Origin of the sequence: Rheinheimera mesophila, from assembly GCF_000986865.1 — a bacterium.
Taxonomy (GTDB): Bacteria; Pseudomonadota; Gammaproteobacteria; order Enterobacterales; family Alteromonadaceae; genus Pararheinheimera; species Pararheinheimera mesophila.
The window spans coordinates 65,428-77,471 of sequence record NZ_LAVS01000010.1 but is presented as its reverse complement, the minus strand read 5'-3'; the positions used below and the strand labels follow the sequence as shown (position 1 = coordinate 77,471).

10 protein-coding genes are annotated in these 12,044 nt (G+C 47.8%); all 10 read right to left on the bottom strand.

What is annotated here, in order from left to right; all coding sequences use genetic code 11:
* Window positions 1-16: 16 nt before the first annotated feature.
* The gene (locus SD53_RS06075; protein ID WP_046519331.1) at window positions 17-1,261 is read right to left on the bottom strand and encodes an SAM-dependent methyltransferase; all 1,245 of its coding nucleotides are present in this window, start codon (window positions 1,259-1,261) and stop codon (window positions 17-19) included.
* A complete protein-coding gene (locus SD53_RS06070) occupies window positions 1,258-2,013 on the bottom strand; it encodes a DUF1365 domain-containing protein (RefSeq protein ID WP_082101796.1) in 756 nt (251 codons plus the stop codon). Before SD53_RS06070 ends, SD53_RS06075 begins: the two co-directional genes overlap by 4 nt.
* Window positions 2,010-3,263 carry an NAD(P)/FAD-dependent oxidoreductase gene (locus SD53_RS06065; protein WP_046519330.1) on the bottom strand — a complete coding sequence of 418 codons (1,254 nt, stop codon included), beginning with the start codon at window positions 3,261-3,263 and terminating at the stop codon, window positions 2,010-2,012. Before SD53_RS06065 ends, SD53_RS06070 begins: the two co-directional genes overlap by 4 nt.
* A gap of 110 nt (window positions 3,264-3,373) precedes the next feature.
* Window positions 3,374-3,838 carry a nuclear transport factor 2 family protein gene (locus SD53_RS06060; protein WP_046519329.1) on the bottom strand — a complete coding sequence of 155 codons (465 nt, stop codon included), beginning with the start codon at window positions 3,836-3,838 and terminating at the stop codon, window positions 3,374-3,376.
* Window positions 3,831-5,264: a deoxyribodipyrimidine photo-lyase gene (gene phrB, locus SD53_RS06055; protein ID WP_046519328.1), complete on the bottom strand. Its 1,434-nt coding sequence runs from the start codon at window positions 5,262-5,264 to the stop codon at window positions 3,831-3,833. Before phrB ends, SD53_RS06060 begins: the two co-directional genes overlap by 8 nt.
* Window positions 5,264-6,205 (bottom strand): YbgA family protein, encoded by a 942-nt coding sequence (locus SD53_RS06050; RefSeq protein WP_046519370.1) that lies wholly within the window; start codon window positions 6,203-6,205, stop codon window positions 5,264-5,266. Before SD53_RS06050 ends, phrB begins: the two co-directional genes overlap by 1 nt.
* A 188-nt stretch (window positions 6,206-6,393) precedes the next feature.
* Window positions 6,394-7,980, bottom strand: a complete 1,587-nt coding sequence (locus SD53_RS06045; protein ID WP_052749275.1) for a S8 family serine peptidase — start codon at window positions 7,978-7,980, stop codon at window positions 6,394-6,396.
* A gap of 299 nt (window positions 7,981-8,279) precedes the next feature.
* Window positions 8,280-8,576, bottom strand: a complete 297-nt coding sequence (ihfA, locus tag SD53_RS06040) for an integration host factor subunit alpha (protein WP_008898181.1) — start codon at window positions 8,574-8,576, stop codon at window positions 8,280-8,282.
* A 2-nt stretch (window positions 8,577-8,578) separates the two neighbouring features.
* A complete protein-coding gene (pheT, locus tag SD53_RS06035) occupies window positions 8,579-10,966 on the bottom strand; it encodes a phenylalanine--tRNA ligase subunit beta (protein ID WP_046519327.1) in 2,388 nt (795 codons plus the stop codon).
* A gap of 13 nt (window positions 10,967-10,979) precedes the next feature.
* A complete protein-coding gene (gene pheS, locus SD53_RS06030; protein WP_046519326.1) occupies window positions 10,980-11,960 on the bottom strand; it encodes a phenylalanine--tRNA ligase subunit alpha in 981 nt (326 codons plus the stop codon).
* Between the last annotated feature and the right edge of the window lie 84 nt (window positions 11,961-12,044).

Sequence of the window (12,044 nt, the reverse complement as noted above, 5' to 3'; positions counted from 1 at the left end):
ATTAAGCAACGAAAAGTTAGATTTTGTCCCTGTTCATCGGTTTGCTAAACACTAAATGCACAGCACTGGTTGCTCTCTCCAAAAAGCCGCCTTCGCAGTAACACAGATAAAAATGCCAGAGCCGGATAAACTGGTCGTCATATCCTAGCTGATGCAACTTGTCGCGGGCGGCCATAAAATTATGACACCAGTCTTGCAGAGTACGGGCATAATCCAGGCCTATATCCTGCACCTGGCGTAACACGAGATCTGTGTAATTGGCCACCGCATTGCTCATCCGCTGAATAGAGGGTAAACAACCACCAGGGAAAATATAGCGTTTGATAAAGTCGACTTCTTTAACATAGTGACGATAACGCTGATCGGCGATGGTAATAGCCTGCAGCACCATCAAACCATCGTCTTTAAGCAGGCTGGAGCATTTGGCAAAGTATTGATCGAGGAATTCATCTCCTACGGCTTCGATCATCTCGATGGAGACCAGCTTGTCGTATTGACCAGTTAAGTCACGATAATCCTGAAACAACAGCGTGATCTGCGATTCAAGACCAGCTTCGCGGATTTTTTCGGCGGCATAATCGTGCTGCTCGCGGGAGATAGTGGTCGTCGTGACTTTACAACCATAATTGCGCGCCGCATAAATCGCCATACTGCCCCAGCCGGTGCCGATTTCTATCAGATGGTCGGTAGGTTTTAACTGCAGTTTGTCGCATATAGACTTCAGCTTGTTAAGCTGCGCCTGTTCCAGTGTGCTTTCCTGGGTTTCATACACAGCACTGGAGTACATCATGCTTGGATCTAAAAATAGCTGATACATCGCATTACCTAAATCGTAATGCGCGGAGATATTTTTCCGTGATTGCTCTTTGGTATTGCGATTACGCCAATCCAATAGTTTAAGTGCAGGTTTGCTGATACGGGCCCATGCCGACTCCAGCTTGTCTAAAAGCGCGGAATTACGGGCAAACAATTGCACCAATAAGGTTAAGTTGTCACAGCGCCACTGGCCGAGGATATAAGACTCGCCCGCTCCCACTGAGCCTGCGAAGATCAATTTCTGGTAAAAATCCGGATCCAGAATCGTCAGGGTACATTGCAATTCCCCCTTGTCGTCGCCTAACAGAGTTTTATCCTGCCCTTCGACCAATAAAATTGCACCATAACTTAACTGGCTTAAATGATTCAGCACCAGTTTACGACAGGTTTTATCAAACCAGCTTAAGTTCTGGAAGGGGCATTGTTCGGTAATCGAAACCGTCATCTTGGTGTTTCCTTTGACTTGGGGTGGCCATACACAGGCACTGCTTTGAGCAGCAACTTGAGTGCATGCCAATAAATTCGTGTCATCACTTGTACGTTTTGCCATGGACGACGGATCAGTGAAGCCCGCAGCACAGCTTTCTCCAGCGCTTGAGGCTGCAGCGAAAACCAGGCACTGAATACCTTGTCACCATCTTTAAAATTAGTGATGGCTAATTCCAGTTTTTCTGAATTAGCAACCACTGTCCAGTGATATTGCATATCCATCGGGTTAAAAGGTGATACATGAAACGCTTTATCATGCTGATACTGAGATTTTTCCTGGCTCTGGACCGGCACCAGGTAATAATGACGCTCATTCCAGGGAGTGTTACTGACTTCCGCCAGTAGTGCTATAAGCTGATGTGTGCCGTCAAAACAGTAATACAAGGTCAAGGGACTAAAGTAATAGCCCCAGTTTGCCAACGGACTTAGCATACAAACCCGCTCAATAGGCGCTGCGCCGCCTAAACTGGCTACTTTTAGCCTGACTGCTTCGGCCAAACTGTCTGCGCCGGGCAAATAATCAGAGCGGCGATAGCTACACGCAGCAAAACGGGCTGTTGACCAGAGCCAGTCTTTGGCCGGGATAGTGTCGAGCTGATCCAGGTCAAGCCAAAAGTAATGCACCTGATAGTCAAAGCCGTGTAATTTAGGCAGATATCGCTTGTGACCGACTTCACCTGTAAGTAGTGCATGACCTGTGGGGATCAAAACTCCACTCCCATGGCTCGGGCTATATCGACCGCACTTCGTACACCGTCTTCATGAAAGCCGTTATACCAGTACGCGCCACAAAACCAACTGTTGTTCACGCCATTAATTTCACTACGGCGTTGCTGCGATGCAATGGTGCAGTGGTTGAACACCGGATGATCATAAACAAAACGTTTTAAAATTTTGCTCTGATCTATGGCATGGCTGTGGTTCAGTGTGACCACAAAAGTGACAGGCGCCTGAATGCCCTGCAGAATATTCATGTTGTAACTCAAGGTCGCATGGCTGGATGCTGCGTCAGTCAAATGATAATTCCAGGAGGCCCAGGCGGCTTTGCGCTGCGGTAAAATGCGCTCGTCCGTATGTAAAATCACCTCGTTTTTCTGATAAGCAATCCCACCTAGGATCTGCCGCTCAGCATCGCTGGCATCTTTCAATAGCGCCAAGGCCTGGTCGCTGTGACAGGCAAATACGACCTGATCAAAATGCTCAGTACGCCCATCCGCAAATTCCAGTGTTACCCCATGCGTATCGCGGCTGACGGCTTGCACCGGACTGTTAAGTTTCAGTTGGTCTGGGTTAACCGCCTTTAATAAAGCCCGCACATACTCGCGTGAACCGCCCTTAATGACTGACCACTGCGGACGGTCGGTTACATTCAGTAAGCCATGATTTTTGAAAAACTGCAGGAAAAAGCGCAGCGGAAAAGATGGCATATCAGCCAAACCGGAAGACCAGATAGCAGCTCCCATTGGCAGTAAATAATCATTGCGCAGTGCTTTGCCTAAGTTGTGTTTAGCCAGAAATTCGTCAATTAATAAGTCCAGGTCCGGGTGATTTTGCTCAAGCAATGCCTTGCCCAGCTTATTAAATTTGACAATGTCCAACAGCATACGCCAGAACGAAGGCCGAAACAGATTACGACGCTGGGCAAACAAAGTCGAAAAAGTGTGGCCATTGTATTCCAGACCTGTATCGGCTTTTTTTACGGAGAAACTCATTTGAGTTGGCTGAGACCCTACCTTAAGCTCAGCTAAAAACTTATTAAAGAGTGGATAAGTCCAGTTATTAAATACGATAAAACCTGTATCTATAGCGTACTCTTTGCCCTCAACATGGACATCTACAGTGGCTGTATGCCCCCCCAGATAAGAGCCGGCCTCAAATAAAGTAACTTCATGCTGGCGCTGTAACAAATACCAGCTAATCATGCCGGAGATACCGCCGCCTATTACTGCAATTTTCATTCTACCCTTCCTACTTAAAGCCGCAGCTTCGTTGACTGCGCTTACTCGCCCCGGTCACATAGCAGTTCTATGCTCCCGGGACCTCGATTGCTTGCCGCCTCCCTACAACATCAGGTTGTTTGGGTAGTGCTGTTGTTTGCCATTTTTTGTTTAACTTTTTTAGTTATAAAGCCCAGCAGTGGAATATGCTCCAGCACCATTTCGTTTAAATCATAATAATCTCGGTGATAGGCGATTTTGCCTTCGCTGTTCCAGTGCACTACAGAGCAGCCATGCACAGAAATTGGCTTGCCATTGCCTATCGCTTCATGGGTAAAGGTCATCACCCAGCTTAAACAGCCTTGGTCCTGATTAGCAATTTTTGAAGTTGCTACAAAATGACAACTGCTCAAACGGGCATAGGCATGAGAGAAATACTGCTGCAGTTGTTCAAGTCCCAGCATATGGTGCACCGGATCGATAAACTCCACATTATTGGCATAGAGTTCGACCAGAGAGTCTAAATTACTTTGACTTAAGTTATTGTAAAAATTTAAAAAACGTTCCAGCCGTTCTGTCGCGTTTATCTCACTCATGATCGCCTTCATCCTGCGGTTTTTTAACTGTGTGGAATAACTCTAAGGTTTTTAACCGGGCTTTGCTGTGATCGACCACTGGTTTGACGTACTGGCTCCACAATGGCAAAGGATGTGGCCAGTGGATTTGTTTTTTGGGCAAGTCAGCAAGCTCCGGCAGCATACGTTTTATAAATACGCCGTCCGGGTCAAAACGTTCACTTTGAGTCACAGGATTAAAAATCCGAAAATAAGGTGCAGCATCCGTGCCGGTAGAAGCCGCCCATTGCCAGCCACCATTATTGGCAGCAAAGTCGCCGTCAATCAGCTTTGACATGAAGTATCGCTCGCCCCAGCGCCAGTCAATATGCAGATCTTTGACCAAAAAACTGGCCACTATCATACGCAGCCTGTTATGCATCCAGCCAGTTTGGTTCAACTGACGCATGGCCGCATCCACGATAGGGTAACCTGTTTTGCCCTCACACCAGGCGTGAAACAAGGCATTGTTATTTGGCCAAATAATAGCGTCAGTATCTTTTTGAAATGCCTTGTGTTTAATCAACTCGGGAAACGCGACGAGAATATGATGATAAAAATCACGCCACACCAGCTCAGACAACCAAACCGCAGCGCCTGATTTTTCTCTATCCCAGTCGTTGGCTGCCTCCAGTTGGAGTCGACTGATGCACTGCTGAGCGGAGATAACGCCAATGGCGATGTAGGCCGACAAACCAGAGGTGCCATCTAACGCCGGAAAATCGCGTTCAGTTTGATAATACGCCACTTTATCACGACAGAACTGACGCATACGTTCGAGGACCTCTGACTCAGCCACTGCATAAGCCAGCGAACTACCGTCTCCCAGCGCCATCAGGGGGAGTTCAGGCAAGTGCAGTTTGACCTTTGGCATGACCTTGGGTTTAGCAAAACACGTCACCCCAGTCTGCCGTAAATGCGCCAGCCAGTTTTTTTTAAAGGGCGTAAAAACCTGATAAATTCCGCCGGTTTTGCTCAGGATTGAGCCCGGTGGCATAACAGCTTTGCGGTCAAACCAATAGCAATGCTTGCCGGCGTTGGCAAAAACCCGGCTCACCTTCTGATCCCTTACCCTCTCACGCAATTCATACTCGGTATGAGCATACAAAGCCGAGGCTCCGGCATCGACCAACTGTTGCATCAGTTGTGGTACTGCAGCGTAATCACTACCTTCGACAGCCAGCAGCGGGATATTCAGTGCTGCAAGTTCTGTCTGCATCTGTAGCACACGACGACGGATCAGATCCTGTTTCATGGCAGCCATATCGTGCTGCTGCCAGCTCTGTGCTGTGGCAATAAAAAGCGCAACCACGGGCAAGCCGGCCTGACAGGCTTCAAACAACGCCTGATGATCGTAAATGCGTAAATCATTACGCAGCCAGACTAAAGAAAATGCGGTATGAGTCATCAGGCACGTAACCCCAGTTCGTCAGGAAAAGGCTGCAGGTATTGTTGTGCGGCCAAATAGCTATGCGGATGCTGAGCTAAATGGTGGCGCAGCAAAGTCAAAGGAGCCAGCAAAGGTAAATGGCCCTGCCGGTATTTATGGATCAGACCGAGTAATTCCTGCTTCGCACTACTGCTGAGCATCTTCTTAAAAAAGCCCTGCAAATGCATCAGCACATTGGCCTGCTGTTTACGGGTGGCCTGTTGTTTTAACGCCTGCATTAAATCCAGCAAATAGCGCTGCGCTAATTCATCTGGCGCAAATAATTTTGCCTGCGCTACTAAACGCCCCAACTCACGATACGCCTTTGGGCTATGTGCCATCACTAAAAATTTATAGCGGCTGTGAAAGGCGACTAATTTGCCGATGGTAAAACCGGATTGCAACATTTGCTGATAGTCATGACAGGCGAAAATCCGGGTCACGAAATTCTCTCTTAAGTTGCTGTCAAGTAAACGGCCATCCTCTTCGACCGGCAACCAGGGATAGGTTTGCATCAGTTGTTGGGTAAAAACTCCGACACCTACCTTGCCTAACTGATGACCATTCTGGTCATTCAGTCTTACCCGCTCCATACCACAGCTGGGTGATTTGGCACATACAATATAACCAGACAACTGCTGCAATTTCGGCAATAGTTTTTCGGTAAATTGCAACATAGCGTCGGTATGGTCAATGCTGCTATCTTTACTATTGACCAGTCGCACCTGCTGTTGGGCATTTAGCTGCAAGCGAATGGCAGGACGCGGCACCCCTAATCCTATCGCCTGCTCTGGGCAGACAGGAACATAAGAAACAAAAGGCCCAAGGGTGTTGGTGCAGAATTCAGAGGCCTTGTGGCCGGCATCAAAACGCACTTTTTGCCCGAGCACACAAGCGCTGACACCGATCTGGATACTCATAGTCATACTCATAGAAAAATCACGCAGATGAATAGAATTGTTTACAGATCAGCAGCTTCATTGGATCACTGCAACAAAAAATTTTTGAATACCAAAGAAAAACTCAACGAAGAGCCTTGTATCGGGACAGTAACATAAAAAAAGCCACGCCAGATGGCGCAGCTTTTAGAAGCAAAAAGCGAACCCGCTTAGTAGGAGTAACTCATCGTCAAGCCGCTAAAACTGGTGTAAGCCTTAATACCAACATGCCAGGTGCCTGCCTGCGGATTAGTGATGGTGCACTGCTCCGCATTACCATTTAAATAGGGACGGCAGTTATACTGAGTTTCTGTTGGCTGACTGTTGTACCGCACGTACAAGTCTGCATCACCAGTCCCACCTGAAATAGTGAAGGTTAAGGTACTGACACCAGAGGGGATCTGGTACGAACCACGTAACCAGCTACCAGTACTGGCACTGAGATTAGTGAAAGTTTCGCCTCCTGCTGGAGGAGGATTGCCACCGCCACCACCGCTACACCCATTGGCGGTCAGGTAATCTACAGCAGCTTTGGCCTGAACTATACCAAAACCAAATGAGTTATCCCGCCCCGCAGTACCTCTGTCCTGAGCTGTAACCTGTAACGCACTGCGAATTTGCGGCGCAGTACATTGTGGATGATTGCTCCAGACCAGAGCCGCGACCCCCGCGACATGAGGTGACGCCATTGAGGTGCCGCTGATGCTGTTGTAGCCACCATTATTCCAGGTTGAATTCACAGCCACGCCTGGCCCTGCTAATTCTACCTGAGCGTTGCGCTGAGAGAAGCTCGCCAGATTACGATTCGAATCGACCGCAGCCACCGATACAACCGCATTGTAAGACGCCGGATAGGACAAGCTGGTGTTACCGGCATTCCCTGCAGCAGCAATCAATAACATACCGCTGTTATAAAAATTGGTCATCGCCGTTTGTTCAGTTTGGCTGGAGCTGCTGCCACCCAGACTCATATTCACAACTTTGGCGCCGGCGTCTTTACAGGATTGGATCCCGTCTATCAGATCAGAAGCGAAAGTCCAGTTTCCTGAATCATTGAATATTTTTACTATATGCACGTCAGCCTGAGCTGATGGTAATACCCCAATCACCCCATCATTATTGTTCAGCGCAACCATAGTACCAGCCACATGGGTACCGTGACCGTTGCCATCAGAAGACCAGCTACCATGGCCTGAGAAGGCAAAACCGCTGACGCCAGAATTAGGCAAATCCGGATGGTTTAAGGTGTAGCCGGTATCAATCACACAGACCTTGGTATTTGCGGCATTGGCATCGCTGACCAGATTGGCTTGCACCATAGGAATACCATAAGGAGTGCTTTGAGCCATAGGCGTGATCAGATCAAACAGATAACGTTTCTGGTCAACCTCGATGTACTCCACTTCAGGATCAGATACCATAGCTTTAAGCTGCCGTGGATTTAACTCCAGCACACTGGATTTGACTGACGCCAGATGTTTGACCACTTTAGTTTTGTGTTTCCGGGCAAAACTTTCTGCTTTTTGCAGAGAAAATGCGGGAACAGCAGACGTAGCGTTTTGTAAATTGCCTGTACCACCGTCTTTGTACTTCACAATGTAACGGCTGGTGCTGTCATCACTGGGGTCGATGGCTGCAACATCTGCAGCAGTGATAAACACAGGTTGATCCACTGCTGCAGCGACAGCCACTGAAGTGATGGATAAAGCAAAACAACCAGCAGTTCCCAGTAACAGTACTTTGTTTCTATTTTTCATATATGTACCTTGGTAAAGATTTTGAATTCCCTGATGTGAAATTGCATCCTGCGGCTCCAGCTTAGCAAGGCAGCGAAATAACTCTTTATATTAAAATTATATTTTTATTATATTTTCTTTACATTTGAGCAGTTAAATTCAAACTTGTGATTTTTGGTAAAAATTGATACCCAAGCAATAGACGAGAAGAAACAGCTCAGCCTGCAACTTTGTTGTATTGAACATTTGTTGAAATGAGTAACGATTAAGCAAAAAAAAGAGTGCTCATCAGGAGCACTCTTTTTCCACAACTGCGACTATTATTTTTTGGCGGTGCCTACTTCAACCCTGCTTTTTAACTTTTGGCCGGGTCTGAACGTCACAACACAACGGGCAGAGATAGGAATATCTTCACCGGTTTTTGGGTTACGGCCTGGTCGCTGGTTTTTCACACGAAGGTCAAAGTTACCAAAACCTGACAGTTTTACCTGGTCGCCTGCTTCCAAAGCAATGCGGATCTCTTCAAAAAAAGATTCGACAATTAATTTTGCATCGCGCTTGCTGATGCCAAACTTGGTAAATAAACGTTCTGCTAAATCGGCTTTGGTAAGCGCCATTCTTAATCCCTCAACGTTGCGTTGAACTCTTTGCTCAGCACCTCGACCACAGAAGAGATAACCTGTTGGATATCTTTATCTTCAAGCGTCCGCGCTTTGTCCTGCAAGGTTAAAGCTATAGCCAATGACTTGTGGCCCTGTGCAACACCCTGCCCTGTGTAGACGTCAAACAATTTTAGGTCAACTAATTGATTTCCGCCAACTTTTCTAATAGTAGCAAGGATATCTGAAAAACGCACATCAGATTTCACAACAATAGCTAAATCGCGACGGTTTGCCGGATACTTTGAAGTTTCCTGAGCTAAAACAATGTGTTTATCACCCAATGCTTCAAGCTCAATTTCAAATAAAAAGGCTTTGCCTTTTATACCCAGTTTACGTTCCGCTTCCGGATGCAAGGCGCCAAGTACACCTACAGCTTTACCATCCCGGTTCAACAGCGCTGTCTGGCCCGGATGTAAGGCGCTGTGTTCACCTTTGGCAAAAGTAAAACACTCTGTAGCTGAAGTGCAGCTTAACAGCGCTTCTACATCACCTTTTACATCATAAAAATCAACGGCCCGCTCGGCAATGCTCCAGTGTTCATTGCCGAAACTTCCGACAATCACGCCCCCTAACACCGGCACCTGACGTACCCCCCCTTCAGCATTGGCATCCGGGATAAACTTCAGACCATATTCGAACAAACGAATCCGATTTTGCTGACGGTTCTGGTTGTACTGCACAGCCTGCAATAACCCTGGCCACAGGTTTAGCCGCATCGCTGACATGTCCACAGAAATTGGGTTTGGCAGTACCAGTGCCGCCTGACCAGGGAACAAGGCGTCCTGCACTTTAGGGTCAACAAAACTATAGGTAATAGCTTCCTGATAACCACGGGCCACCAAAAGATCACGTAAGCTATGCACAGAGATACGGCTTTCCTGATGTTTGCTCATCGCAAGCGCAGCTTGTGGTGCCACATTAGGAATATTGTTGTAGCCATAAACCCGCGCTACTTCTTCGATTAAATCTTCCGGAATAGAGATGTCAAAACGGTAGCTGGGTACTGTCACCTGCCACACATCAGCAGACACCTGAACCTGCATCCCTAAGCGCTGGAAAATTTCAGTCACTGTTTCTGTGGCAATAGAAATACCTAAAATACGGTCCAGCTTAGTGCGGCTTAAGCTAATTTGTGCCGCTTTTGGCAGATGCGCTTCTGACACCGCTTCCACCACAGGGCCCGCTTCACCACCAACAATAGCTAACAGCAAGGCTGTGGCTCTCTCCATCGCTGTGCGTTGCAGCTCTGGGTCGACACCACGCTCATAGCGGTGCGATGCATCGGTGTGCAAGCCGTATTGACGGGCAACACCTGCCATTTCTACCGGCGAGAAGAAGGCACTTTCCAGAAAAATATCGGTGCTGTCTTTGGTGACACCACTGTGCAAACCACCAAAAATACCGGCCATAGCCAAGGCTTTTTGGCTATCGGCAATCACCAGCGTATTGGCTTTTAACGTCACTTCGTTGCTGTCTAACAGAGTGAGCTTTTCACCTTCTTTGGCCATACGCACATCGATATCCCCTTCGATTTTGGCCAAATCAAAAGCGTGCATCGGATGACCCAGTTCCAGCAAGACGAAGTTGGTGACATCCACCACAGCATCAATAGAACGAATACCAGAGCGGCGTAATTTTTCTACCATCCACAAAGGCGTGACAGCCGCTGTGTTGATGTTGCGAATAACACGGCCTAAATAACGTGGACATGCCTGTGGTGCCGACAATGTGATGCCTTTGCTATCAGCTATTGTCGCTATAACAGGAGTAATTTCGGGCTGACAGACATCCAGATTGTTCAGCACCCCCACTTCACGGGCTAAGCCTTTTAAGCCTAAACAGTCCGCGCGGTTTGGCGTTAAATCCACTTCTATCGCATTGTCGTCCAGCGTCAGGTACTGACGAATGTTCTGACCCAGCGGCGCATCTGCTGGCAGTTCAATAATACCGTCTGAACTTTCGGCCATACCCAGCTCAGACAAAGAGCAGAGCATACCGTTGGATGGTTGACCACGTAACTTGGCGGCTTTAATTTTAAAGTCGCCCGGTAATACGGCGCCTACTGTCGCTACTGCGACTTTTAAGCCCTGACGGCAGTTAGCGGCACCACAGACGATATCTAATAACTCACCAGTGCCGATATCCACTTTAGTCACTTGTAACTTGTCGGCTTCCGGATGACGGCCACATTCGACCACATGACCGACCACCACACCACTAAACTCACCGGCTACAGGCTCAATGCCGTCGACTTCCAGGCCGGCCATCGAAATTTGTTCTGCTAACTCATTGGTCGATAACTGCGGGTTGACCCACTCGCGTAACCAGGATTCACTGAATTTCATTATCTGCTCCCGCTTATCTGAATTGCTTTAGAAAACGCAGATCGTTTTCGAAGAATGAACGAAGGTCTGTAACGCCATAACGCAACATGGTCAGACGCTCAACGCCCATACCAAAAGCAAAACCACTGTAGATTTCAGGGTCTATGCCAACAGAACGTAATACATTAGGGTGCACCATACCGCAGCCTAAGACTTCCAGCCATTTGCCGTTTTTGCCCATCACGTCCACTTCTGCTGAAGGTTCAGTAAAAGGGAAAAACGATGGACGAAAACGAATTTGCAGGTCTTCTTCAAAGAAGTTCTGTAAAAAGTCGTGCAAAATACCTTTGAGTTCAGTGAAGCTGACGTTTTTATCCACCATCAAGCCTTCGACCTGATGGAACATCGGCGTGTGAGTTTGGTCGTAGTCATTACGATAAACACGGCCCGGAGAAATAATCCGCAGCGGCGGCTGTTCGGTTTCCATAGTGCGGATTTGCACACCCGAAGTTTGAGTACGCAGCATCAGCTTCGGATTAAAGTAAAAGGTGTCGTGATCGGCCCGGGCCGGGTGGTGTGCCGGAATATTCAGCGCGTCGAAGTTATGGAAATCATCTTCAATTTCCGGGCCCTGTTTGACTTCAAACCCCAATTCACCAAAAAAGCTTTCAATACGGCGAATAGTGCGGGTAACAGGATGCAGACCACCGGCTTCGATAGTACGGCCCGGCAAGGTGACATCAATCTGCTCTTTTGCCAGTTTTTCTGCCAGTTCAGCCTGTTGCATCTGGTCACGTTTGCTGTTTAACGCATCCTGCACTTGCTGTTTTAAGTCATTGATTTGTTGACCAGCAACTTTGCGGGTTTCCGGATCCATCGCACCTAAAGACTTCAACAGTTCAGTGATGCTGCCTTTTTTGCCCATAAAGGCCACACGCACGTCTTCCAGTGCGTTGATATCGTTCGCTACAGCGACTGCCTGTAAGGCTTCTTCTAAAATGGCGGTTAAGTTCATCGCTATCCTCAGACCAGCGTTAATTCCCTCCGACAGCAAAACTGCAGCGCGTTTCGCTGCAAGGTCTGTGGCTTTGGGGTGATA